General features: G+C 70.3%; 16 protein-coding genes. 12 read left to right on the top strand and 4 right to left on the bottom strand.

The features are described from left to right. The first annotated feature begins 7 nt into the window (after positions 1-7). The 6 genes from ABZT04_RS28825 to ABZT04_RS28800 all read left to right on the top strand — a co-directional run bounded on the left by ABZT04_RS28825 (position 8) and on the right by ABZT04_RS28800 (position 10,543). The gene (locus ABZT04_RS28825; protein ID WP_356059897.1) at positions 8-1,348 is read left to right on the top strand and encodes a sugar ABC transporter permease; all 1,341 of its coding nucleotides are present in this window, start codon (positions 8-10) and stop codon (positions 1,346-1,348) included. Beyond that, the gene (locus tag ABZT04_RS28820) at positions 1,345-2,253 is read left to right on the top strand and encodes a carbohydrate ABC transporter permease (protein ID WP_356059896.1); all 909 of its coding nucleotides are present in this window, start codon (positions 1,345-1,347) and stop codon (positions 2,251-2,253) included. Before ABZT04_RS28825 ends, ABZT04_RS28820 begins: the two co-directional genes overlap by 4 nt. Positions 2,254-2,408: 155 nt before the next feature. After that, positions 2,409-4,682, top strand: coding sequence for a bifunctional glycosyltransferase family 2 protein/CDP-glycerol:glycerophosphate glycerophosphotransferase (locus tag ABZT04_RS28815; protein ID WP_356059895.1), 2,274 nt, complete (start codon positions 2,409-2,411; stop codon positions 4,680-4,682). A gap of 158 nt (positions 4,683-4,840) precedes the next feature. After that, positions 4,841-7,042 carry a bifunctional glycosyltransferase family 2 protein/CDP-glycerol:glycerophosphate glycerophosphotransferase gene (locus ABZT04_RS28810; protein ID WP_356059894.1) on the top strand — a complete coding sequence of 734 codons (2,202 nt, stop codon included), beginning with the start codon at positions 4,841-4,843 and terminating at the stop codon, positions 7,040-7,042. 7 nt (positions 7,043-7,049) lie between these two features. Then, complete coding sequence (locus ABZT04_RS28805; RefSeq protein WP_356059893.1) at positions 7,050-9,272, top strand: CDP-glycerol glycerophosphotransferase family protein; 2,223 nt, start codon at positions 7,050-7,052, stop codon at positions 9,270-9,272. Next, positions 9,269-10,543 (top strand): hypothetical protein, encoded by a 1,275-nt coding sequence (locus ABZT04_RS28800; RefSeq protein WP_356059892.1) that lies wholly within the window; start codon positions 9,269-9,271, stop codon positions 10,541-10,543. The genes ABZT04_RS28805 and ABZT04_RS28800 overlap by 4 nt, the downstream gene beginning before the upstream one ends. 5 nt (positions 10,544-10,548) lie before the next feature. Here the strand turns inward: ABZT04_RS28800 and ABZT04_RS28795 are convergent, their stop codons facing one another. Then, positions 10,549-10,962 carry an organic hydroperoxide resistance protein gene (locus ABZT04_RS28795; protein ID WP_355920364.1) on the bottom strand — a complete coding sequence of 138 codons (414 nt, stop codon included), beginning with the start codon at positions 10,960-10,962 and terminating at the stop codon, positions 10,549-10,551. Positions 10,963-11,118: 156 nt separating this feature from the next. Between ABZT04_RS28795 and ABZT04_RS28790 the strand changes: the two genes are divergently transcribed. Then, positions 11,119-11,580 (top strand): MarR family transcriptional regulator, encoded by a 462-nt coding sequence (locus ABZT04_RS28790; RefSeq protein ID WP_356059891.1) that lies wholly within the window; start codon positions 11,119-11,121, stop codon positions 11,578-11,580. Here ABZT04_RS28790 and ABZT04_RS28785 read toward each other — a convergent pair. Next, the gene (locus tag ABZT04_RS28785) at positions 11,540-13,222 is read right to left on the bottom strand and encodes a glycosyltransferase family 39 protein (protein WP_356059955.1); all 1,683 of its coding nucleotides are present in this window, start codon (positions 13,220-13,222) and stop codon (positions 11,540-11,542) included. The two genes, ABZT04_RS28790 and ABZT04_RS28785, sit on opposite strands and share 41 nt — an antisense overlap. A 176-nt stretch (positions 13,223-13,398) precedes the next feature. Between ABZT04_RS28785 and ABZT04_RS28780 the strand changes: the two genes are divergently transcribed. Genes ABZT04_RS28780 through ABZT04_RS28770 form a run of 3 tightly spaced genes read left to right on the top strand, consistent with a single transcriptional unit; the run spans position 13,399 to position 16,665 of the window. Further along, positions 13,399-14,670, top strand: a complete 1,272-nt coding sequence (locus ABZT04_RS28780) for a glycosyltransferase family 87 protein (RefSeq protein WP_356059954.1) — start codon at positions 13,399-13,401, stop codon at positions 14,668-14,670. A gap of 52 nt (positions 14,671-14,722) precedes the next feature. Further along, positions 14,723-15,703, top strand: a complete 981-nt coding sequence (galE, locus tag ABZT04_RS28775; protein WP_356059890.1) for a UDP-glucose 4-epimerase GalE — start codon at positions 14,723-14,725, stop codon at positions 15,701-15,703. A gap of 14 nt (positions 15,704-15,717) precedes the next feature. After that, entirely contained in the window at positions 15,718-16,665 is a 948-nt protein-coding gene (locus tag ABZT04_RS28770; RefSeq protein ID WP_356059889.1) for an ADP-ribosylglycohydrolase family protein, read from the top strand. Between the two features lie 331 nt (positions 16,666-16,996). Here the strand turns inward: ABZT04_RS28770 and ABZT04_RS28765 are convergent, their stop codons facing one another. Further along, positions 16,997-17,623, bottom strand: a complete 627-nt coding sequence (locus tag ABZT04_RS28765; protein ID WP_356059888.1) for a TetR/AcrR family transcriptional regulator — start codon at positions 17,621-17,623, stop codon at positions 16,997-16,999. 660 nt (positions 17,624-18,283) lie between these two features. Here ABZT04_RS28765 and ABZT04_RS28760 point away from each other — a divergent pair. Together ABZT04_RS28760 and ABZT04_RS28755 are read left to right on the top strand one after the other, a co-directional pair. Continuing rightward, positions 18,284-19,201 carry an ABC transporter permease gene (locus tag ABZT04_RS28760; RefSeq protein ID WP_355920380.1) on the top strand — a complete coding sequence of 306 codons (918 nt, stop codon included), beginning with the start codon at positions 18,284-18,286 and terminating at the stop codon, positions 19,199-19,201. Next, entirely contained in the window at positions 19,194-20,036 is an 843-nt protein-coding gene (locus ABZT04_RS28755; RefSeq protein WP_356059887.1) for an ABC transporter ATP-binding protein, read from the top strand. Before ABZT04_RS28760 ends, ABZT04_RS28755 begins: the two co-directional genes overlap by 8 nt. A 91-nt stretch (positions 20,037-20,127) precedes the next feature. On the opposite strand, the gene ABZT04_RS28750 is transcribed toward ABZT04_RS28755, so the two are convergent. Continuing rightward, entirely contained in the window at positions 20,128-25,059 is a 4,932-nt protein-coding gene (locus ABZT04_RS28750) for an NAD-glutamate dehydrogenase (RefSeq protein WP_356059886.1), read from the bottom strand. Between the last annotated feature and the right edge of the window lie 573 nt (positions 25,060-25,632).

Genomic DNA, 25,632 nt, shown 5'->3' with positions numbered 1-25,632 from the left:
GCCCGACATGGCATCGGCAGCGGCGGAGGCCCCCGGGGCCTCCGTCCCTCCCCGCCCGCGCAAGAGCGTGACCGGCACCCGCAGGACCGTGGCAGTGCTGTTCCTGCTGCCCGCCCTGGTGCTGCTCGGCGCGCTCGTGGTCTACCCGATCGGGTACTCGCTGGTGCGCAGCTTCGGCAACCAGGCCGGCGACGGCTTCGCCGGATTCGACAACTACAAGGCCCTGTTCACCGACGACGGCATCCGCACCGCCCTGAAGAACAACGTCATCTGGGTGATCTTCGCTCCCACGGTCGCCACCGCCCTCGGTCTGATCTTCGCGGTGCTGACCGAACGGGTGCGCTGGGGAACGGCGTTCAAGCTGGTCGTCTTCATGCCGATGGCGATCTCCATGCTGGCCGCCGGCATCATCTTCCGCCTCGTCTACGACCAGGACCCGCACAAGGGGGTCGCCAACGCGGTCTGGGTCGGCATCCACGACACCTTCGCCTCGTCGTCGGCGTTCCCCAACGCCCACCCGGGCCGCGATTCGCCGCTCAAGGCGGACCACGGCGGCTTCATCACCAGTACGACGGTCCACACCGGCCAGACCATCACGCTCCCGCTGGTCGGGGTCGCCCCCGACCAGATGCCCGACAGCGCGAAGAAGGCCGTGGCGGCGAAGGCGGAACCGGGAAAGATCACCGGCACCACCTGGCAGGACTTCACCCGTGGCAAGGGCGTCGGCAAACTCGGCGGGGTCGACCCGTCCGAGCTGGGCTACGGCGGCATGAGGATCGAGGCGGTCAAGGGGGGCAAGGTGGTCGCCTCGACGAAGGCCGCGGGCGACGGCACCTTCACGCTGCCCGCCAAGGCCGACGGGGCCCAACTCCGGCTCCCCGCAGGCAACTTCAAGCAGCCATACAACGGTGTGGAGTGGCTGGGCCCGTCGCTGGTGACGCCGGCCATCATCGGGTCGTACGTGTGGATGTGGGCCGGGTTCGCGATGGTGCTGATCGCGGCCGGGCTCGCGGGGGTGCCGCGTGAGCTGCTGGAGGCGGCGCGGGTCGACGGTGCCAACGAGTGGCAGGTGTTCCGCAGGGTCACGGTGCCGCTGCTGGCGCCGGTGCTCGCGGTCGTCGTCGTCACACTGATGATCAATGTGCTGAAGATCTTCGACCTGGTCTTCATCATCGCCCCCGGCTCCTCGCAGGACGACGCCAACGTGCTGGCCCTGGAGCTGTACCGGAAGGGCTTCTCGGAGGACCAGCCCGGTATCGCCAGCGCGATCTCGGTGTTCCTGCTGCTGCTGGTGATTCCGGTGATGCTCTTCAATGTGCGGCGGCTACGGCGGGAGGTACGGCGATGACGACGCATGCCGGAAGTCCCGGGCAGACAGGGCCGGTTGAGGTCGTCAAGGCGCGGGAGTCGCTCGGTGCCAGGCTCGCGGGGCTGGCGAGCGGGGGCCTGGTCCGGGTGTTCCTGATCGTCGTCGGCCTGTTCTGGCTGGTGCCGACGATCGGACTGCTGCTGTCCTCGCTGCGCTCGCCGGAGGACATGAACGCGAGCGGCTGGTGGAAGGTCTTCAGCCAGCCCTCCCAACTCACCTTCCACAGCTACAGGACGCTCCTGGAGAACAGCGACATCACCAACTCGCTGTGGAACACCGTCCTGATCACGGTCCCGGCGACGGTCCTGGTCGTGGTGATCGGCGCGCTCGCGGGCTACGCGTTCGCGTGGATGGAGTTCCCGGGCCGCGACTGGTGGTTCCTGGGCGTGGTCAGTCTGCTGGTCGTGCCGGTGCAGGTCGCGCTGATCCCGATCGCCGAACTCTTCGGAAAGATCGGCCTGTTCGGGACCATCTTCGGGGTGATCCTGTTCCATGTCGGCTACGGACTGCCGTTCGCGGTGTTCCTGCTGCGGAACTTCTTCGCGGAGATCCCCCGCGAACTTCTGGAGGCGGCCCGCCTCGACGGAGCCGGTGAACTGCGCCTGTTCGCCCGCGTCGTGATGCCGCTCGGCGGGCCCGCGATCGCGAGCCTGGGCATCTTCCAGTTCCTGTGGGTGTGGAACGACATGCTGGTCGCGCTGGTGTTCACCAAATCGAGCACCCAGCCGATCACGGTCGCACTGCAGACCCAGGTACGTCAGTTCGGCAACAACATCGACGTACTGGCGCCCGGTGCGTTCATCTCCATGGTGATCCCGCTGGCCGTGTTCTTCGCCTTCCAGCGGCAGTTCGTCTCCGGAGTGATGGCGGGCGCGGTCAAATAGGCATAAAGCGCAAGCAGTTCGAGGGGTGGGCCCGTCACCGGCCCGCCCCTCTCTGTTCACCGTGCGTCCCCCGTATGCCGTACGCGCCGTAACCAAGTCACTCCATCGGCCGTTCCCGGGCAGAACGCCCGCGCCGACCGACCCATGGATGTCCCTTGCCCAGGTTCAGTGTCATTGTCCCCGCGTACATGGTCCAGGCGTACCTGCACGAGTGCCTGGAATCGGTGCTCTCCCAGTCGTATCCCGATCTGGAGCTGATCGCGGTCGACGACTGCTCGCCGGACGGCTGCGGCGCGATCATCGACGAGTTCGCGGCCCGGGACTCCCGCGTGCGGGCCGTCCACCTCTCCGAGAACCAGGGCCTCGGACGCGCGCGCAACGCCGGTCTGGAACAGGCGACCGGCGACTACCTGATCTTCCTCGACAGCGACGACACGCTCACGCCCGACGCGCTGCGCTCGATCGCCGACCGCGTCAAGGAGACCGGCGAGCCGGATGTCCTGGTCTTCGACTACGCCCGCACCTACTGGTCGGGGGAGGTCCAACGCAACAAGGTGGCCGCCCAGTTGACCGAACAGGGCCCGGCCCCCTTCCGGCTGGAGGACCGACCCGGCCTGCTCCGGGTCATCATGGTGGCCTGGAACAAGGCCTACCGGCGGGAGTTCGTCGAGCGCGAGGGCTTCGCCTTCCCGTCCGGCTACTACGAGGACACCCCGTGGACCTACCCGGTGCTGATGGCGGCGGAGACGATCGCGACCCTCGACCGGGTCTGCGTCCACTACCGCCAGCGCCGCCAGGGCAACATCCTCGGCACCACCAGCCGTCGGCACTTCGACGTCTTCGACCAGTACGACCGGGTTTTCGCGTTCCTCGACGCGCGCCCCGAACTCGCCCAATGGCGGCCGGTGTTGTTCCGCCGCATGGTCGACCATCTGGCGACGGTGTTCACCAAACCCGACCGGCTGCCGCGCGGTACCCGCGCCGAGTTCCTGCGCAAGGCCCGTGCCCACTACCGGCGTTACCGCATCCCCGGCACGGCGGTCCCGCTGCGCACCCGGCTGCGGCACACGTTCGTGCACTTCGGCGTGCACCGCACATTCCGGGCCGTGCAGCGGGCGATGACCTGGCGGCGCAGAGCGGTCAAGCTCACCGCCAAACTCCTGCGCACCCTCAGGGCGGCGGTCCTGCAACTGCACTACCGGGTCCAACTCAGGCTCCCGCTACGGGATCGCGCGGTGTTCGCCGCCTACTGGGGACGCGGCCACAGTTGCAACCCGGGTGCGCTGGAGACCGCGTTCCGCACCCACGCCCCGCACATCCGCACCGCATGGATCGCCCGCCCCGAGCACCACCACACGATCCCGGCCCCCACCCGCCGGCTGCGCCCGAACACCGCCGCCTACTGGACGGCGCTGGCCCGCTCCAAGTACCTCGTCAACAACGTCAACTTCGACCGCCGACTGGTCAAGCGCCCCGGCCAGACCCTGATCCAGACCCAACACGGCACCCCGCTCAAGCACATGGGCCTCGACCTACAGGAACGCCCGGCAGCCGCAAGGGACATGGACTTCGGCGAACTCCTCAAAGGCGTCGACAAGTGGGACCACGTCCTGTCCCCCAATCGCCACACCACCCTGACCTGGGAGCGGGTCTACCCCGGCAGCTACACCACGCTCGCCTACGGCTATCCCCGCAACGACGTGTTCCTGCAGGCGACTTCGGCCGATGTGGCCCGGCTGCGCGAGTCCCTCGGCATCCCGCCCGACACGATCGCCCTCCTCTACGCCCCGACCCACCGCGACTACCGCCGGACCCAACGCGCCCACCTCGACCTCGACCGCGTCCTGCGCCGCCTCGGCCCGCGCTTCGTGGTGCTGGCCCGCGCCCACTACTGGCACGGGGGCCCGCTGGGGCCCGTCGAGAAGGTCCTCGCCTCCGGCCGGATCATCGACGTCACCGACCACCCGAGCGTCGAGTCGCTGTGCCTGGCCTCGGACGCGCTGGTCACCGACTACTCGTCCCTGATGTTCGACTACGCCAACCTCGACCGGCCGATCGTCATCCACGCCGACGACTGGGAGGCCTACGAGGCGGCCCGCGGCACCTACTTCGACCTGCGGGCCTTCCCGCCGGGCGCGGTCGCGCGCAGCGAGGACGAACTGATCGACATCTTCGCCACCGACCACTGGCGCGGCTCCCGCTCGGCCCAGCTCCGCGCCGCGTTCCGCGAGCGCTTCTGCCCCTACGACGACGGCCGCGCCGCCGAACGAGTCGTACGCCATGTGGTGTTGGGCGAGACGGACCTCCCACCGATCGTCCCGCTCGCCGACCGGCACCCGGTGCCGTCGGCCGCCGCGAGCCTCACCCGCTCCCCCATCGCCACCGTGCCGCAGCCCACGGCGTCCCTGCCCATCACCGACCGCCTCTGAACGCCGTTCCCACACCGGGGAGTCCGCATGCCTTCCAGCCCCTCGCGGCCGACACCGACCCGGCCGTCCACCTGGCGCCCGGACGGGCGGCCCGGCCGTCGCGCGCACTGACCCGGACCTGAACCGGAGTCGATCCGGACCACTGGAGAAAGAGCAGAATGCCCCGCTTCAGCATCATCGTCCCGTCCCACGGAGTGGCCGGCCGACTGTCCCAGGCCCTGGACTCGGTCCTCGCGCAGTCCTACGGCGACTTCGAGCTGATCCCGGTCTGCGACGCCCCCGGCTCCCCCGCCGCCGACGTCGCCGCCGCTCACGCCGGGCGGGACTCCCGGGTGGCCCCGGTGCACTCACCACCGCCCGCCGGCCTGAGCGGGGCCCGCAACACCGGCCTGCGAGCGGCGACCGGCACCCACGTCCTGTTCCTGGACGGCGACGACACCCTCGCCCCGGGAGCGCTGGCCGCGCTGGACGCCCGGCTGACGGAGACCGGGGACCCTCAGGACATCGACGTCCTGTACTTCGAGCACGAGCGGACCCCTTGGTGGGAGGGCGAGCCCACCAACCCGGCCGCTCCGCTGCTGGCGAAGACCCCGCCAGGTGCCTTCTCTCCCGCACAGGCACCGCAGTTGACGGGCAGTCAGCTCCCGGCGTGGAGCGCGGCCTACCGCCGCGCCTTTCTCACCGAGCACCAACTCGCCTTCCCTGATGGCCCGTTCACGGACCTCGGCTGGGGCGGCCTGGTCGCCGTCGCCGCCGAGCGGGTCGCGGTGCTGCGCTCGGTGGTCGTACGGCATCTGCTGCGCAGGCAGGGCAGCCGGCTCAACCTGCCGGGCGCGCACCATCACCAACTCCTCGACCAGGTCGACCTGGTGCTCACGGCGGCGCGGGAGCTGGCTCCCGAGCGGTCGCACGCGCTGTTCGAGCAGGTCTTCGCGGTGGTGCTGAAGACGGCGTCCCGTCCCGAACGCCTGCCGTCCGGGCACCGCGCCTTCTTCCGGCGGGCCGGACGGCTGTACCGGAGTCACCGGCCCGCCGGTTTCCGTACGCCGGGCGGGAGTCTGGGAGTGCAGCACCGGCTGCTGGCGTCGGGGGCGTACTCGGCGTTCCGGGCCCTGCGCGGCGCCAACCGGTCGGCCTCGGAAGCGGCCGAGCGGGTCCCCCGCCCCCGGATGCTCCGCACCCGGCTGCGCTACGCCCGCGATCTGCGCCGCCCGCTCGACCCCAACCTGGCTGTCTACTGCGCCTATTGGGGCCGGGGGTACGCATGCAGCCCGGCCGCGATCCACGCCAAGGCCAACGAGCTCGCCCCGCACATCCGCTCGGTGTTCCTGGTCGAGCCGGACGCGGTGGACGCCGTACCGAAGGGCGTCGAGCACGCCGTCATCGGCAACCGGAAGTACTGGGAGGTGCTGGCTCGGGCCAAGTACCTGGTGAACAACGCCAACTTCGCGGAGGGCGTCGTCAAACGGCCCGGCAGCGTGCATGTCCAGACCCAGCACGGGACCCCGCTGAAGAAGATGGGCGTCGACCAGTCGACGTACCCGGTGGTGGCCGCGGCGACCGGCAGCTTCGCCAAGTTGCTGGGCAGAGTGGACCGTTGGGACTACAACATCTCCTCGAACCGGCACTCCACCCAGATGTGGGAGCGCGCCTTCCCTGGCCAGTACGAGACGTTGGAGTACGGCTATCCGCGCAACGACGTCTACTACACGGCGACCGCCGACGAAGTCGCCCGCATCCGGCGCGAGTTGGGCGTCCCGGAGGGCAAGACGGCCGTCCTGTACGCGCCCACCCACCGCGACTACCAAACCGGTTTCGACACCGGTCTCGACCTGGAGGCCTTCTGCGCGGCGGTAGGCGATGACGTGGTGGTGCTGCTGCGCGCCCACTACTTCTACGACCAGGGCCGGGCGAAGAGCAGCGGCCGGATCATCGACGTGACCGGGCACCGGTCCTCCGAGGACGTGTGCCTGGCCGCCGACGCGCTGGTCACGGACTACTCGTCGATCATGTTCGACTACGCCAACCTCGACCGGCCGATCGTCGTGTACGCCGACGACTGGGAGGTCTACCGGGAGACGCGGGGCGTCTACTTCGACCTCATGGCGGCCCCGCCCGGCCCGGTCGCCCGCACGCCCGAGGAACTGGCCCAGGTGTTCCGCGACGGCTCGTACGCGGGAGCCGCAGCCGCCGCGCTGCGGGCCGAATTCCGGTCCCGTTTCTGCGAGTTCGACGACGGAATGGCCGCCGAGCGGGTCGTACGCCGGGTGTTCCTCGGTGAGCCGCCGGAGGCGATCCCGCGCGTGATCCCGCTCGCGGAGCGCGTCCCGGCTCCCGCCGCCACTCTCGTAAGGAGCTGAACCCGAAGTGCCCCGCTTCAGCGTCATCGTCCCCGTCTTCAAGGTGCAGGGCTTTCTGCGCGAGTGCCTCGACTCGGTCCTGGAGCAGTCCTACCGGGACATCGAGGTGATCGCCGTTGACGACCGGTCGCCGGACGGCTGCGGCGCGATCCTCGACGAGTACGCGGCCCGCGACCCGCGCGTGAGCGTGTTGCACCTGCCGGAGAACGTCGGTCTCGGCCGCGCCCGCAACGCCGGACTGCCGCTGGCCACCGGCGACTTCCTGTTCTTCCTCGACAGCGACGACACCCTCACCCCGGGCGCCCTGCGCGCGATGGCCGACCGGCTCGACGCGACCGGCGACCCGGACGTCCTGGTCTTCGACTACGCGCGCACCTACTGGTGGGGCGGCACCCGGCGCAACGTCCTCGCGCACGTCCTCACCGAGGTCGACGGCACCTTCACGGTCGCCGAACACCCGGAGATCCTGGACCTGTTGATGGTCGTGTGGAACAAGGTGTACCGCCGCGAGTTCGTGCACAAGCACGCCTTCGAGTTCCCGCCGGGCTACTACGAGGACACACCCTGGACGTTCCCGGTGCTGCTCAGCGCCGAGCGGATCGCCACCCTCGACCGGATCTGCCTGAACTACCGGCAGCGGCGGCAGGGCAACATCCTCTCCACCACCAGTCGCAAGCACTTCGACATCCACGACCAGTACGAGCGGGTCTTCGCGTTCGTCGACTCCCGCCCCGAACTCGCGAGTTGGCGCCCCTACCTGCACCGCAAGATGGGCGAGCACTGTCTCGACATCCTCGGCAAGCCGGACCGGCTGCCCCCCTCCGACAAGGCCGAGTTCTTCCGCCGTACGGCCGAACTGTTCGCCAAGCACAAGCCCGCGGGCGTGCCGGTGGACACCGAAGTCCGTGTCCTGGAGGGCAGTTACGCGCTGTACCGGGTCAGGCGGCAGGCGGGCCGGGCAGGCCGACTGCTCGAAGGACGGGCGCTGCAAGCACGCAAGTCGGTGGCCGCACGGGTCAAGGGCGGCTGGGCCGCGCTGCACGCCCGCCGGTCGCTCGACCCCAACCTCGTTGTCTACTCGGCCTTTTCGCATCTCGGGGTCCTCGGCGACCCGGCCGCCGTCTACCACAAGGCGAAGGAGATCGCCCCGCATCTGAGGGGCGTGTGGGTGGTCCGCGACGCCGAACAGGCCGCGCTGCTCCCGCCGGACGTCGAACACGTCCTCCTCGAAACCCTGCGCTACCGCCAACTCACCGCGCGCGCCAAGTACTTCGTCAACAACGTCAACTGGCCCGGCACCCTCGTCAAGCGCCCCGGCAGCGTCCACATCCACACCCACCAGGGCACCCCGCTCAAGTACATGGCGGTCGACCTGCTGGACAAGCCCGGCGCCCGGTACGGCGTCGACGTCCCGCAGATGCTGCGCCGCGCCGACCGCTGGGACCACAGCCTGGTCGCCAACCGGCACTCGGAACTGGTGTGGGAGCGGGCGTACCCCTGTCACTTCACGTCGGCGCGGACGGGCAGCCCGCGCAACGACGTCCTGGTCGGGGCACCACCCGAGGCAGGCGCGGCCGTTCGCGACCGGCTCGGTATCCCCGCCGACCACACGGTCGTGCTGTACGCGCCGACCCGCCGCGAGTACAGCCGGGGCGGACACGTCGACCGTCTCGACCTGGCCCGGTTCGCCGAGGACCTCGGCCCGGAGCACACCCTCGTCGTACGCCTCCACCCCACCCTCGCCACCGGTCCCGCGCGCGGTCTCGGCCTCGCGGACCTGCACCGGCGCGGTGTCCTGGTCGACGCGACCGACGAACCGTCCGTCGAGGACGTCATGTTGGCCTCGGACGCGCTGGTCACCGACTACTCGGCCCTGATGTTCGACTACGCCAACCTCGACCGGCCGATCGTCATCCACGCCGACGACCGAGAGGCGTACGAAGCCAGCAGAGGCACCTACTTCGACGTCACCTCCGCGCCACCGGGTCATGTGTCCGGTTCCTACCGGGAGTTGGCGTGGCTGTTCGCGTCGGGCGCCTGGCGGGACGAGGACGCGGCACGGCTGCGGGCCGAATTCCGGTCGCGCTACTGCGAGTTCGACGACGGGAGGGCCGCCGAGAGGGTCGTACGCACACTGCTGCTCGGCGAGGACGACTGGCGGCCGGATCCCGGATCCGCCGCACGGGTTCCCTCCCCCGCCGCCGGTCACGACCAGTTGGCGTCCTCATGAGGCCCCGCACCTGGGTGCTGCTGCTGGCCGCCGTGTTCGCGGTGCTCCAACTCGCCAACGTCACCGGGCGGGACACCCCCGACACCAAGAACTACCTGTCGTACGCGCTGAGTCTGCGCGGGGAGAGCAAGCGCGAGGCGGCGGCCGTCACCATCGACTACTACTGCGCGAGCAAGGGGGCGACCGCGCGGCGCGACCAGTCCGTGAACGTGCGGAACTTCCACGGCAAGGACCCGGCGGCGCGGGTCGCGAAGAAGTGCCGGGCCGCCCAGTGGCGGGTGGTGGACGCGCAGCAACGGGCCGGGAACAAGGGCGGGTTCATCACGCCGTTCATGTCCGAGCGGTTCATGCGGATCTTCGAGGTGCGGCCCGGATACCCGGTGTTCCTGGTGCCGTTCGTCACGCTGCTCGGCCCGGTCTGGGGGCTGTGGTCGGCGAGTGTCGTCCTCACCGTCGCGGGCGGCATCCTCGCGTTCCTGATCCTGCGCACCCTGTCCGTGTCGGTCCCGCTCGCGCTGACCGGGCAGGCCCTCTACTACGTCCTGCCGTGCGGCACGACCGCGATGCGCCCCATGACCGAGGGCCTGATGATGGCCCTGACCCTGGCGGCGGTGTGGGGCTGCGCGCTGGTGTCACAGGGGCGCCGTACGCGCGCCGGACTCGCCCTGATCGGCGGCTCCTTGCTCCTGCTCTTCACGGTCAAGCACTCGCAGGCCCTGTTCCTCGGGCTGTGCCTGGCCGGTGCGGGCGCCCTGGTCGCCGTACGACGGCGTCGGCGGGCGTGGTGGGCGGTCGCCGCGCTCGGCGGGGCGGCCGCAGTGGGAACGCTGTTGCTGGCGAGTCTTCTGCGCTATCCGTCGCAGACCGACAGCCTCCAGGACCTGCTCACCGATCACTACGCCTACCCCGACCGCACCCGGCTGTGGCCCGAATTCCTGCATCTGGAGGCGAACTTCTGGCTGGAGTGGACGCGGCAGCAGTTGTGGCAGCCGATGCTCGTGGCGGCGCTGGGCGCCGGGGCGTGGGGTGCGCTGCGGCGGCCGGTGTTCGGGGTGTTCCTGATCGGGGCCGCGTTCACCGGGATTCTCACGCAGGCCGCCCACCCCGACATCAGTGTGTGGGGTGGGCGGTTGATCGTGCTGGTGTGGCTGCTGCCGGCGGTCGGGGTGCCGTTGCTCCTGGAGACCGTCGTCCGCGGGAAGGCGGTCGTGCCGGTGCCGGTCCAGGCGCAAGGGCAGGGGCTCGACGGGCAGGCCCACTCGATGCGGTGAGGCGACTACTCGATGACGAGGTCGACCTCTATGTTGCCGCGGGTCGCGTTCGAGTAGGGGCAGACCTGGTGGGCGGTCTCGACCAGCTTGCGGCCGGTCGCCTCGTCCAGGGTGTCGGGCAGCTCGACGCGCAGGGTCACCTTGAGGCCGAAGCCCTCGCCCTGCTTGCCGATGCCGACCTCGGCGGTCACGGCGGCGTCGGTGACGTCGACCTTCGCCTGCCGGCCGACGAGGCCGAGGGCGCTGCCGAAACAGGCGGCGTAACCGGCGGCGAAGAGCTGCTCGGGGTTGGTGCCCTGGCCGTTGCCGCCCATCTCCACCGGAATGCCGAGCTGAAGGTCGATCTTGCCGTCGTTGCTGACCGCGCGGCCGTCACGGCCGTGGGTGGCGGTGGCTACGGCGGTGTAGATCGCGTCCATGGAAACCATCCCTCTCGGAACTTACGGAACTTTCGAAACTTCGGAAGTCTTGACGGAGGTGCCCGGCCCGGGTGCCCGGACCGCCTCACGGCGATAATTAGAGCACACAATTCAATTGCACACAACTAAATGGCTCGCTGGCGCTATCCTGGAACCATGACCACCACTCCCACCACCGACTGGCTCCGCCTCGACCAGCAGATCTGCTTCTCCCTGAACGCCGCGTCCCGCGCGTTCGGCGGTGTCTACCGCGTGATCCTCAAGGATCTCGGACTCACCTACCCGCAGTACCTGGTGATGCTGGTGCTGTGGGAGCACGGCGAGCTACCCGTCAAGAAGCTCGGCGAACACCTGCGACTGGACTCCGGCACTCTGTCCCCGCTGCTCAAGCGGCTGGAGACGGCCGGTCTGGTACGGCGTGAGCGCAGCGCCCGCGACGAGCGCTCGGTGGAGGTACGGCTCACCGATGAGGGCGTCGCCCTGCGCGAGCGCGCCCTTGAGGTACCGCGGCGCATCGTGGGCGCGACCGGCTTCGACGTCGAGGAGATCCGCGCCCTGCGCGAACGCCTCGACGAACTCACCGGCGCGCTGGACGCGGCGACACTGGAGCAGTCGTAGCCACCACCGGGTCCAGCGACCGCGGTGGCATCCGGCGGATGTAGAGGGCGAGCTTCACACGCCCGCTCACATACTCCCGCCCACGCGCGAACTCCCCGTCCACCACGTCGAGTTTGACCCGGTCGGTGGGGTCCCCGGGCACCCAGCGGGACGGCAGCAGATTCGACTGCGCGACGATCCACACCCGGTCCACCCCGGCGAGCCGCGCCCGCAGCTGCCCCGGCGCCACCTCGCGCCCGCTCAGCGTCCCTGACCTGGCCCCCGACTCCGCCAGCGCCAGGTCCCGCGCACCGACGAACGGTCCCGGGTACGCGGACGCCGTCACCCGCCAGGACGACGGCAGGAACAGCACGGGATCACCGGGCCGCAGCTCACGACCGGCGAGCGCGGAGATGACGGCGAGGTTCTCGGGACGGCGGTCCGCGTCACGGTCGCTCCGGTAGGCGGGGAGACCGTGGAGGAAGGGGACGGCTACGGCGAGGACCCCGGCGAGAGTGATGAGGGAGGTGCGGGGGGTGCGGTGGCTGCGGGTTGCAGGGGTGGAGCGAGCGTCCAGTGGTGATTCGGGCTCACGGTCAACTCCGGTCGGCTGTACGTGACTTGAGCCTCCGGTTCCGAGGCGGTGACCGCCGGAGGCCTGCGCGCCGACCAACTGGGGGCGACTCTCGGCTCCGGCCGCCTCGACCGCTCGGGCCCGCGCAGGGTCGGCTTCCGGCCGTGGGAGAGCGCCGGCTCGCAGCCGGTCCGCCAGCTCCAGCAGCCGGTCCGCCCCCGCCGCCACCAGCAGTGGCGCCCCCGCGAGCGCGTACAGCACATACCGCTCGTGGAACAGCGGCCGGAACTGCGACACCGTCAGCAGGATCGCCGGTGGCACCACCAGCAACGGCAGGGCGACCGACGCGAGCCGTCCCGTGCCGAGTCCCGCCAGGATCAGCAGGACCGAGGTCCACAGGACGACCCCGGTCGGGGTGACGGCGAGGAACTCGCGGGCCAGCCGCTCCGTCGTGTCCCGGTCCGGCACTCTCAGCCAGGCCACCTGCCCTGACTGGCGTTGGGACACCCAGGCCAGGGGCAGCAGGACGACCACCGCCACCCCCGCCGCGCGGGCCCAGCCGGCCCACACCGCCCTGGGCACCCGCGCAGCCGCCAGCGTCAGCGCGTGCGCGCAGAGAACGAGGACCGCGAACTCGTGCAGCAGAAAGGTCACGGCGAGGACAGCGCCGTACGGCCACCACGACCGCCCGTCCAGCGCCCGCACCAGGAGCAGCGTCGCGCCCGCCACACCGGCCGCGACGAGGGCGTAGGACCGGCCCTCCTGGGCGTAGTGGCCGATCAGCGGGGTGATCGCGTAGAGCAGGCCGGCCCAGAGGCCGACGCGGGGGCGGGCCAGACGTACTCCGAGGGCCGCGACCAGGCCCGCCGCCGCGGCGGCTCCGCAGACGGACGGCAGCCGGAGGGCCACCTCGCCGGGGTGGACGGCGAGGACGGCGTGCATGAGGAGGTAGTAGAGGCCGTGCACCGCGTCCACGCCGTGCAGCAGCCGCCAGATCTGCGGCACCGTGCGCCGCCCGACCAGTAAGGTGACGGCCTCGTCGCCCCACATGCCGCCGCGGTCGAGGCCCCACAGCCCCAGCGCGAGCATGACGGCCACCGGCACGGCCACGGCCACGACCTCCGCGCGCGTCCGTCGCGCGCGCCCGTACTCACCCTCACTTTGGCTGTCCACCCGGCTGATTTTGTACTGCTGGCAAGCTCTTACCGACGATTGACGGTGTATTGGCATTCCTGCGGCATTCACCCGGCTTACGATCCGCGATGATGAACGCCGTCCGCGGACACCGCCACCTCGCCCTCGTCCTCGCCTGGCTCGCCACCCGCGCGGGCATGTTGCTCCTCCTCGCCCTCGACGGCCGCCCGCTGCTCGGCGGGGGCGACGTCGGGCGTGAGGTGTGGAAGCTGTACCACCAGTGGTACGGCGTCCTGTCGCACGGCGCGTTCCCGGCGCACGACCCCATGTGGCAGTACCCGCCGGGCGCCGGCCCCGTCCTGCTGGCCCCGGCGCTGCTGCCGGGCCTGACGTACTTCCAGGCGTTTGTCGCCCTCACCGTCGCCACCGACGCCCTGATCACCCTGACCCTGGTCCGCGCGGGCGCCCGTCCCGGGCACGGCCTGCGCGGCGCCGCGTACTGGATCTGCGGCCTCCCCCTCCTCCTCCACATCCCGTTCGTCCGCTACGACGTGCAGGTCACGGCGTTCGCCGTCATCTCCCTGTTGACGTTGTCGCGCTCCACGCGCGCGTGCGGCGCGTTCGCGGCGTTGGGCGCGCTGGTGAAGGTGTGGCCGGGGCTGGTGCTGCTGGGGATGCCGAGGGGGCGGACGACGCGGTCGGTGTGGTCGTGGGCGGTGGGGACGGGGGTCTTGTCGCTCATGATGCTCGTGGTCTTGTTCAACAATCCTTTCGCCTTCTTGCGTCAACAGGGCGCCCGGGGCGTACAGATCGAGTCACTCGGCGGCACGGCCCTCGGTCTGGCGACCCACGTCGGCTGGCCGGGCCGGGTGCGCTACCAGTACGGCGCGATGGAGTTCACGGGACCGTACGTCTCCGCCGTCGCAGACGCCTCCCTCGCGCTCACGGCGGTCGCCTTCGGGCTGCTGCTCCTGTGGCGGATCCGGACCCGCCGCTGGACCGACGCGACGCCGTACGACGCCGCGCTGAGCGCCGTCCTGCTGTTCACCGTGACCAGCCGGGTGATCAGTCCCCAGTACATGATCTGGCTGCTCGGCCTGGCCGCCGTCTGCCTGACCTCACGGCACACCACACAGCGCCCGGTGGCCTGGCTGATCGCGGCGGCCACTGCGGTCAGCACCGTCGAGTTCCCGATGCTGTACGACGACGTCATCCACAGCACCTGGACGGGCTGCGCCCTGATGGCCGTACGCAACGGCCTGCTGGCCGCCGCGGCCGTCCTCGCCCTCGTCCGCCTGTGGCGGTCGTCGAGGCCGCTCCCCGCGACGACGCACGCGCGCGTGCGGCCCTCCTCCCCGTACGGGGAGTCCGAGCAGTTGTCCGCGGCACACTCCGGCGCCTGATTGACTGAGGACGCAAGCGCGTGACATCCAGTGAGGGAGGGGACGGCCGCACATGACCTGGCTGATCACCGGCGGCGCCGGCTACATCGGGGCGCACGTCGTGAGGGCGATGACCGAGGCGGGCGAACAGGCGGTCGTCTACGACGACCTGTCCACCGGCATCGCCGAGCGCGTGCCCGACGGTGTGCCCCTGGTGGTGGGTTCGACCCTGGACGCGGAACGGGTGGCCCGCACCCTCGCCGACCAGGACGTCACCGGAGTCGTCCATCTGGCGGCGAAGAAGCAGGTCGGCGAGTCGGTGGACCTGCCGTTGCACTACTACCGGCAGAACGTCGAGGGCCTGCGCGTCCTCCTGGAGGCGGTCACCGCGGCCGGCGTCCCGTCCTTCGTGTTCTCGTCCTCGGCGGCCGTCTACGGCATGCCGGACGTGGACCTGGTGACCGAGGAGACGCCGTGCCTGCCCATGTCGCCGTACGGCGAGACAAAGCTCGCCGGTGAGTGGCTGGTCCGCGCGACGGGCCGGGCGACCGGCCTCTCCACGGCCTCCCTGCGCTACTTCAACGTGGCCGGGGCCGCCGCCCCCGAACTCGCCGACGTCGGCGTCTTCAACATCGTCCCCATGGTCTTCGAGAAGCTCACCGAGAACGCGCCGCCGCGCATCTTCGGCGACGACTACGCCACCCCGGACGGCACCTGCGTCCGCGACTACATCCACGTCGTGGACCTGGCCGACGCCCACGTCGCCGCGGCCCGCGCCCTCCAGGCCTCCCCCGGCCGCGCGCTCACCCTCAACATCGGCCGCGGGGAAGGCGTTTCGGTCCGCGAGCTGATCGACCACATCAACGCGATCACCGGCTACGACCGCCCCCCGACCGTCCACCCCCGTCGCCCCGGCGACCCGGCCCGCGTCGTCGCCTCCGCCGACCGCATCGCCACCGAACTGGGCTGGAAGGCCAAGCTCGACGTCCAGGACATGATCTCGTCGGCGTGGGAGGGCTGGGTGCGGTTGCACCCGGGGGCCGCACGATCCTGAAGGGCCGGGATCTGATGGGCAGTTGCTCAAGAGTGGAACGCGCCGTGGGCGCCGTCCTCGGCTCAGCCATCGGCGACGCGCTCGGTGCGCCCTTCGAGTTCGGGCCCGAAGGCGCCTTCTCCGCCCGGTTTCCGGCGCCCGGTCACGGCGGCGAGATGTGCGGGGGCGGCGGCTGGGACCCGGGCGAGGCCACCGACGACACGCAGATGGCGGTACTGGTCGCGGAGTCGCTGCTGGAATGCGGGGGCCTCCAACTCCCCGACATGTTCCGGCGGTTCAGGCAGTGGGCGACCTCCGAACCGAAGGACATCGGCCTGCAGACCGAGGCCGTGCTGACCAGCGGCGAGCCATGGGACCTGGCCGCCGCCCTGCACTTCCAGACGAGCCAACGAGGCGCCGGGAACGGCTCGTTGATGCGGGCGGCCCCCTCCGCCGTGTACTTCGCGCACGAGGGACGCGACGCCACGATGGACGCCGCCCGCCGCATCGCCGCGCTCACCCACGGAGACCGCGCCGCATGGGAAGGCACCGCCGTCTTCCACGAGTTGACGCGCATCGCCCTGACCGGAGACGACCCGCTCGACGCCGTCGAGAAGACACTCCGGTCCATCCACCCCGACCACCGCGAGCGCTACGCCGTCGTCCTCTCCCCGGACTGGCACCCCGACCTTGCGACGGAGTTCAACGGCGCGGTCTGGCCCTGCCTCGGCTCCGCCCTCTGGGCCCTACGAACCACGTCCTCCTACGAGAACGCCCTGCGCGCCGCCATCGACCTCGGCGGCGACACAGACACGGTCGCCGCGGTGACGGGCGGCCTCGCGGGGGCGGTGTATGGCAGCGCGGCGATACCCGAACGCTGGGTCCAGGCCCTGCATGTACCGCTGCCGGGGTTTGGTGGGCGGGTGTTGGGGGCTGTTGAACTCGGGGGGCTGGCGCGGGGGTTGGAGCAGGGGCGGGATTAGGGACTGTGTGGCGGATCGGGGCGCGGGGAAGGGGCGGGCCTGATCGGCGCCGGTGAGCGGGGCGTGGGGCGTGCGGCTGCGCGGCGGGGGCTGCGGGCTGCTGAACTCGGGTCGCTGGCGCGGGGGTTGGACCAAGTGCGGGGCTAGAGAATGTGCGGCGGATCAGGTCGCGGGGAAGCGGTGGCGCCGGATCAGCCCGGTGAGCGCGGCGCGAGGCGTGCGACTGCGAGGCGGGGACGAGGTGGAGCGCCTACGGCCGACGACAACGCCGCAGATGTGTGCGCCAGGGGCGCCGCGCGGTGCGGCATGATCCGCCGAACAGGCCCCAGACCTACAGCGCCTTGAGCCCCTCCGTGGTCGCCCGGGCGAGCGCCCCGAGGTATCCCTTCGGCAGCTTCGGGCTGCGGATCACCACGGCACGCCAGTACAGGGGGCCGGAGATCAGGTCCAGGGCCAGGTCCTCGTCCATGCCGGGGCGGACCTCCCCACGCCGTTCCGCCGCCGCCAGGATCTTGCTGGCGACACCCTCCTGGCCCTCGCGCAACGCCTTCTGCATGGCCTCGGCGATCTCCGGATTGCGGGCCGCCTCGGCCTGGAGGTCCGGGATGATCTGCGAGGCCACGGGGTGACGCAGCGCCCGTGACGTCACCTCGTACAGCATCCGGAGGTCACCCTCCAGCGAACCGGTGTCCGGCGTCGGCAGCCCCATCACCGCGATCGCCGACACCACGTCCAGCACCAGGTGCAGCTTCGAACGCCACCGGCGGTACACCGCCGTCTTGCCCACCCCGGCGCGACGCGCGATCCCCTCGATCGACATCCGGGCATACCCGACCGCCGCCAACTCCTCGAAGACCGCTCCCCGAATGGCTTCGGTCACATCCTCGCGGAGTACGGCCGCCCCGGCGGGGGTGCGGCGGCGCTGACGTGTCTGGGGCTCGTCGGCGTTCGTCGTCATAGCCCAAGCATAGGGCGTTGCGACGAAACGGTTGCGTTCCGACGAAGGGTGCGCGTGGCGGACGCGGGCGCGCGGGGCGCGGAGGCGCAGAGCGCGGCGGACCCGTTGCGACGAAACGGTTTCGTCGTAGCGCAGGCGGGGGCGGCACGTCGCGTCGCAACTGGCTCGTCGCCGCGACGGACCGGTTCCGTCCTCGCGACGCACCGGCTCCTCCCTCGCTACGCACCGATTCCGCCGTCGGGACACACCGGTTTCGCCCTCGCCACGGACGGGTTCCGTACGCGCGACGAACCCGCCCCGTCCGCACTACGCACCGGCCCCGCCGCCGCGACGCCCCCGCACCGCCCAACAACACAACGGCGCCACCCCCACGACACGCCCGCCTCGTCCACACGCCACCCCCACCCAGAGCCCCAGAGCCCCAGAGCCCCAGAGCGTAACGACGCAACAGCCCCGTCCCGACCCAAACCTAACGGCCCCATCACATCCGTCACGACGAAACGGTTGCGTTCCGACGCCGAATCGGCCTACGCTCACGTTGCGACGATACGGTCCCGTCCCGACGTAAGAGAACGTAAAGAGAAGCGTAAGGAAACGCCGGGCAACGGAACACGGCAGCCGGACGCACGCACCCCCTCCCCCCGAGCGAAAGCAGCGGATGTGAGCCAGGTCCTCCACACACCGCCCCATTCGCCGGCCCCGGCCGACGAAGACGACCTCGCGGCGCTCGCCGCACGCCACGGCCTCACGGTCAGTGGCGCCCGCCCCTCCCTGGCCGAGTACGTCCGCCAGTTGTGGGAGCGACGCCACTTCATCACCGCGTTCGCCACCGCCAAGCTGACCGCGCAGTACAGCCAGGCGAAGCTGGGCCAGATCTGGCAGGTGATGACACCGCTGTTGAACGCGGCGGTGTACTACTTCATCTTCGGCATTCTGCTGGGCACCAAGCGCGGCGTGCCGGACTACATCCCGTTCCTGGTGACGGGCGTGTTCATCTGGACGTTCACGCAGAGCTCGATCATGGCGGGCACCCGGGCGATCTCCGGCAACCTCGGCCTCGTACGGGCCCTGCACTTCCCGCGGGCCGCGCTGCCGATCTCGTTCGCGTTGCAGCAGCTCCAGCAGCTGTTGTTCTCGATGGCCGCCCTGGTCGTGATCCTGCTCTGCTTCGGTGTACCGATCAGCTTCTCCTGGGTGCTGGCGATCCCGGTACTGGTGCTGCAGTTCACGTTCAACGCGGGCGTCTCGATGATCATGGCCCGGATGGGGGCGAAGACGCCGGACATCGCACAGCTGATGCCGTTCATCCTGCGCACCTGGATGTACGTCTCCGGCGTCATGTGGAGCATCGACAAGCTGACCAGCAAGGACCACCTGCCGCACTTCGTGACGCTCGCCCTGGAGACCAACCCGGCGGCCGTCTACATCGACCTCATGCGGTACGCGCTGATCGACAGCTTCCACTCCAGCCAGCTCCCCCCGCACGTGTGGCCGGCCGCGACCGGCTGGGCGCTGATCGCCGGCGTCGGCGGCTTCATCTACTTCTGGAAGGCTGAGGAGACGTACGGCCGTGGCTGAGCAGACCATCGAGTACACCACCGAGCGGACCCGCGTGGCCGCGGACAGTACGATCCCCACCGTCGTCTGCGACGGCGTCGACATCATCTACCGGGTCAACGGAACCGGCGCCGGACGCGGCACCGCGACCGCCGCCCTCAACCGCATGATGCGCCGCAAGCAGAGCGAGAAGGCCTCGGGCGTGCGCACCGTGCACGCGGTCAAGAAGGTGTCCTTCGTCGCCTACAAGGGCGAGGCGGTCGGACTGATCGGCACCAACGGCTCCGGCAAGTCCACGCTGCTCAAGGCGGTCGCGGGCCTGCTCCCGGTGGAGAACGGCCGCATCTACACCCACGGCCAGCCCTCCCTCCTCGGCGTCAACGCGGCCCTGATGGGCGACCTGACCGGCGAGCGCAACGTCTATCTCGGCGGCCTGGCCATGGGCATGTCCCGGGAGCAGATCAAGGAGCGCTACCAGGACATCGTCGACTTCTCCGGCATCAACGAGAAGGGTGACTTCATCACCCTCCCCATGCGGACGTACTCCTCCGGCATGGGCGCCCGGCTGCGTTTCTCCATCGCCGCCGCCAAGGACCACGACGTACTCCTGATCGACGAGGCGCTGGCGACGGGCGACCGGTCGTTCCAGCGGCGTTCCGAGGAGCGGATCCGCGAGCTGCGGAAGCACGCGGGCACGGTCTTCCTCGTCAGCCACAACAACAAGTCGATCCGCGACACCTGCGACCGCGTGCTGTGGCTGGAGCGCGGCGAACTGCGGATGGACGGGCCGACGGAAGAGGTCCTGGAGGCGTACGAGGCCTTCACGGGCGGCGCCGACAAGCCCAAGCCCAGCTAGAGCTACTCGTCAGCAGAATGAGGGCGCCCCGAGCCATCACGGCCCGGGGCGCCCTCGTCGTCGTAGGACTACGGACGGACGGTCTCAGGGACTACGAATGTGTCCGCAGCAGTGTCCTCATCGTGCGCATCGCCACCGACAGGTTCGCCAGGTCGAACATCTCCGAGCCCTGGATCTCGTCCAGGGTCGTGCGGGCCCGGCCCAGGATCGCCGCGTTCTTCTCCTCCCAGGCCTTGAAGCGCTGGGCGGGGGTCGAGGTGCCGTTGCCCGCCGCGAGGATGTCGGCGGTCAGGGCCGCGTGGGCCGCGTACAGGTCCTCGCGGATGGAGGCGCGGGCCATGGACTGCCAGCGGTCGGCGCGGGGCAACTCGATGATGCGGTCCATGAGTTGGGTGATGTGGAGGCGGTCGGCGAGGTCGTAGTAGACCTCGGCGACGTCCATCGGGTCCTTGCCCGTGCGGTCGGCCACCGAGACGATGTCGAGCGCCGGGAAGGCGGAGGAGAACCCGGCCACGCGGGTGGCGAGTTCGGCGGGGACGCCGGCCGCGGACAGCTCGTCGTAGATCTGCTGGTACCACTCCAGGTCCGCGCCGCGCAGCAGCTTGGGGAGCTGGGACCACACCTGTTCGACGCGGTCGCCGAAGAACTCGATGGTCTCGGCGAGTTGGAGCGGCTGCGGCCGGTTGTTGAGCAGCCAGCGGGTGCCGCGCTCGCACAGGCGGCGCGAGTGCAGGCGGATGCGGGTCTGGACGGGTGCCTCGACGATGTTGTCGAGCGCCTCGACGCCGTCCCACACCTCGGCCGCGTCGAAGATCGCGCGGGCCGCGGTCTGCGCCCGGACGATCTCCTCCAGGGAGGCCCCGGTCTCCTCGCGGAGGCGGTGCAGGAAGCTCGTACCGCCGGTGTTGACCGTGTCGTTGACGAGGACCGTGGTGACGATCTCGCGGTGCAGCGGATGGGTGTCGATCTGCTCGGCGAACTTCTCGCGCAGCGCGCTCGGGAAGTAGGCGTGCAGCAGGGTGCGCAGATACGGGTCGTCGGGCAGCGAGGTGTGCAGCAGCTCGTCGGAGACCGTGATCTTCGTGTACGCCAGCAGGACGGCCGTCTCGGGACCGGTCAGGCCCTGTCCCTGGGCGAGGCGTTCGCGGATCTGGCGGTCGGTGGGCAGGAACTCCAGCGCCCGGTCGAGGTGGCCCTCGCGGACCAGCGTGCGCATGAAGCGCTGCTGGGCGTGGAGCATGTCCTTGGACTGGGCGAGCGCGTTGGCGATCGCGGTGTTCTGCGCGTAGTTGTTGCGCAGGACGAGAGCGCCGACCTCGTCGGTCATCTCGGCGAGGATCTTGTTGCGCTGCTTGACGGTCATGTCGCCGTCGGTGACCAGGCCGTTGAGCAGGATCTTGATGTTCACCTCGTGGTCGGAGGTGTCCACGCCCGCGCTGTTGTCGATCGCGTCCGTGTTGATCTTGCCGCCCCGCTGGGCGAACTCGATCCGGCCGAGCTGGGTCAGGCCCAGGTTGCCGCCCTCGCCGACGACCTTGACGCGCAGGTCGGCGCCGTCGACGCGGATCGCGTCGTTGGCCTTGTCGCCGACGTCCGCGTGGGACTCGGTGCTCGCCTTGACGTAGGTGCCGATGCCGCCGTTCCACAGCAGGTCGACCGGCGACTTGAGGATCGCCTTCATCAGGTCGGCCGGCGTCATCTTGGTGACCTTGTCCTCGATGCCGAGGGCCTCGCGGATGTGTCCGTTGACGGGGATCGCCTTGGCCGTGCGGGGGAAGACGCCGCCGCCGGCCGACAGCAGCTCCGTGTTGTAGTCGGCCCAACTGGAGCGCGGGAGCTCGAACATGCGGCGCCGCTCGGCGTACGAGACGGCCGCGTCCGGGGTCGGGTCGATGAAGATGTGCCGGTGGTCGAAGGCGGCGACCAGGCGGATGTGCTCGCTGAGCAGCATGCCGTTGCCGAACACGTCACCGGACATGTCGCCGACGCCGACGACCGTGAAGTCCTCGCTCTGGGTGTCGACGCCGAGTTCCCGGAAGTGCCGCTTGACGGACTCCCAGGCACCGCGCGCGGTGATGCCCATCTTCTTGTGGTCGTACCCGGCGCTGCCGCCGGAGGCGAAGGCGTCACCGAGCCAGAAGTTGTAGCTCTCGGCCACCCCGTTGGCGATGTCGGAGAACGTCGCGGTGCCCTTGTCGGCGGCGACCACCAGGTAGGTGTCGTCCTCGTCGTGCCGGACGACGTCCGCCGGGGGCACGACCTCGCCGGCCACCAGGTTGTCGGTGATGTCGAGCAGGGCCGAGATGAACATCTTGTAGCTGGCGATGCCCTCGGCCAGCCACGCGTCCCGGTCCACGCTCGGGTCGGGCAGCTGCTTGGCGACGAAGCCGCCCTTGGCGCCGACCGGCACGATGACGGTGTTCTTCACCATCTGCGCCTTGACCAGCCCGAGGATCTCGGTACGGAAGTCCTCGCGCCGGTCCGACCAGCGCAGACCGCCGCGCGCGACCTTGCCGAACCGCAGGTGCACGCCCTCCACGCGCGGCGAGTACACCCAGATCTCGTACGCCGGCCGCGGCGCGGGCAGATCCGGGATGGCCTGCGGGTCGAACTTCATCGACACGTACGCGTGCGGCTTGCCGCCGACCGCCTCCTGGAAGAAGTTCGTGCGCAGCGTCGCCTTGATGACGGTCAGGAAGGACCGCAGGATCCGGTCCTCGTCGAGGCTCGCCACCTGGTCGAGGGCCGCGTCGAGCTCCTCCAGGAGAGCGTCGACGATCTCGTGCCCGGCGCGCTGCCGGTCCGGCGACATCCGCGCCTCGAACAGGGAGACGAGCAGCCGGGTGGTGTGGACATTGTTGCGGAGGGTGTCCTCCATGTAGTCCTGGCTGAAGGTGGAACCGGCCTGCCGCAGGTACTTGGCGTACGCCCGCAGCACCATCGCCTGCCGCCAGTCGATCCCGGCGCTCAGCACCAGCGCGTTGAACCCGTCGTTCTCGGCCTGCCCGGTCCAGGTGGCGGCGAACGCCTCCTGGAACCGCTCGCGGCCGTCGTCGCCGAGATAGTCCCCGTTGCCGCTCTGCGACTTGGGCATGCGCAGCCCGAAGTCGTAGATCCACGCGGTCGTACGGTCCGAGCAGCGCAGTTCGTACGGCCGCTCGTCCACGACCTCGACGCCGAGGCGGCTGAGGACCGGCAGCACGGCGGAGAGGGAGACCGAGCCGCCCTTGCGGTAGATCTTGAAACGGCGCTCTTCGGGGGCGGCGCCCACCGGCTCGTAGAGGCTGAGCGCGAAGGCCTGTTCCTCGGTGAGCTGTTCCAGGTGGACCAGGTCGGCGACGGCGGCGCGCGGGTTGTGGTCCGCCTTGTAGCCCTCGGGGAAGGCGTTGCCGTAGCGGCGGACGAGTTCGGCCGCGCGCTCCTCGCCGCACTCGGCGTTCAGCGCCTCGCTGAAACCGTCGGCCCAGGAGCGGGCGGCCTCGACCAGGCGGGCCTCGATGCGGTCCTTGTCGTTGTCGGACAGCTCGGGCAGTTCGGTGCCCTGCGGGACGCGGACCACGAAGTGCAGTCGGGAGAGGATCGACTCGGTGTTCCAGGCGGTGAAGTCGACGCTGGTGCCGTCGAGTTCCTCCTTCAGGATGTCGATGATCCTCAGGCGCACGCCGGTGGTGTAGCGGTCGCGCGGGAGGTAGACGAGGGCCGAGTAGTAGCGGCCGTACTCGTCCTGGCGGAGGTAGAGGCGCAGCCGCCGGCGTTCCTGGAGGTAGAGCACAGAGGTGACGATCGAGCGGAGTTCGTCGACCGGGGTCTGGAACAGCTCGTCGCGCGGGTACGTCTCCAGGATCTGGAGCAGGTCGCGGCCGTCGTGGCTGTTGGGCGAGAAGCCGGCGCCCTCCAGCACCTCGTCGACCGTGCGCCGGATCACCGGGACCCGGCGGACGGACTCGGTGTAGGCGGCGGAGGAGAACAGGCCCAGGAAGCGGCGCTCGCCGACGACCTCGCCCTTGTCGTCGAACTTCTTCACGCCCACGTAGTCGAGGTACGACGGGCGGTGCACCGTGGACCGGCTGTTGGCCTTCGTCAGGACGAGGAGCTTGTGCTCGCGCGCCTTGGCGCGGGCGTCGGCGGGAAGCCGCTCGAAGGACGGGCTCACCGGGTGGCTGTCCTCGCCGGCGTGCTGCGGGTCGGAGCGCAGGATGCCGAGGCCAGTGCCGGGAACGGCGGCCAGGGAGTCGTCCTCGCGGAGCTGGTATTCGCGGTAGCCGAGGAAGGTGAAGTGGTCGGCGGCCAGCCAGCGCAGCAGCTCGCGGGCCTCGCCGACCTCGGTGGAGGGCAGGTCGGAGGCGGTCGGCTCGGCGGGCAGCTCGTCGGCCATCCGCAGGGCCGCGTCCCGCATCTTCTCCCAGTCCTCGACGGCCTCGCGGACGTCGGACAGGACGCGCAGCAGGTCGGCGGTGATCTGCTTGAGGTCGGCGCGGTCGGTCTCGCGGTCGATCTGGACGTGGATCCAGGACTCGGTGTGCGCGTCGTGCGGCAGCTGGTCGGTCGGCGGGGTGGTGAGCACCTCGATGAGCTTGCCGGTGAGGTCGCGGCGGACGACGACCTGCGGGTGGATGACGACGTGGATGCCCCGGCCCTGGCGGGTCAGTTCGTTGGTCACCGAGTCGACGAGGAAGGGCATGTCGTCGGTGACGACCTCGACGACGGTGTGGCTGCACGTCCAGCCGTTCTCCTCGACCGTCGGGGTGTGCACCCGTACGTTGGCCGTGCCCTGGGGTCGGGTCTCGGCCAGTCGGTAGTGGGAGAAGGCTGCGCCGAAGACGTCGACCGGGTCGCGGTCGGCGAGGTCCTCCGGGGCGGTGTGCAGGTAGTAGCGCTGGAGGAACGCGAGCACGGTCTCCCGGTCAGGGGTGCCCTCGTCCGTCGTCCCGGTCGGTAGATGCCCCCCGACCGGGCTGTTCTCAGCTACCCGGGCAGCCCGTTCGAGCAGCTCGGCCTTGGCTTCGTCCAGCTTGGTCTGCATTGTCCTCTGGCTCCTGTCGCGCGCCGTTGCGTGACGTAGAAGGAAGTTCGGTGTCTTCCCCTGCGGCTCGACGCCACGGCCCGGGGTGTCCGGTCTGCTCAGACGCTATGCCGCAGGGTGAGATGAGCGGTGGGTTATCGGCCATTTTCGGCACGCCCGAAGGATGTGACGCTGATCTCTGCGGCGCCGGTACCCGGGGTGTGCGCGGCGTCCTGGGAGCCCTGTGAACTCCGTCCCGCCCGCGAGGGTCTGTCGGACAGACCCTGAGACCAGCGACCGCCGCCCGGTCACGGATGTCGTCCGTGCTCGCCGGGCGCGGAGCAGGGGCGACGATGCCCCCGCGAAATATCGCGCTGATCACGCCACAAGGCTATCGCTCCTCACCGGGGGCTCGTCATGAGCCGGTTGTGTACAAAACAGAGGGTGGAACTTTGACGTTATGCACAGGGGCGCGGAGAGTGAAATCGTCGTATTCACGGGCAGTCGGGACGGTGCCGGGGTCCGCGCCGCGCGGCCCCTTGGCAAGCGCCCCGGCGCGCGGCACGTTGCCCATGAGCCCATGAGCCCCTGACC

It is taken from the genome of Streptomyces sp. NPDC005492, assembly GCF_040605995.1.
Classification (GTDB): domain Bacteria; phylum Actinomycetota; class Actinomycetes; order Streptomycetales; family Streptomycetaceae; genus Streptomyces.
Note: the sequence above shows the minus strand (reverse complement) of the source record. Positions and strands in the feature narration are given on the sequence as shown.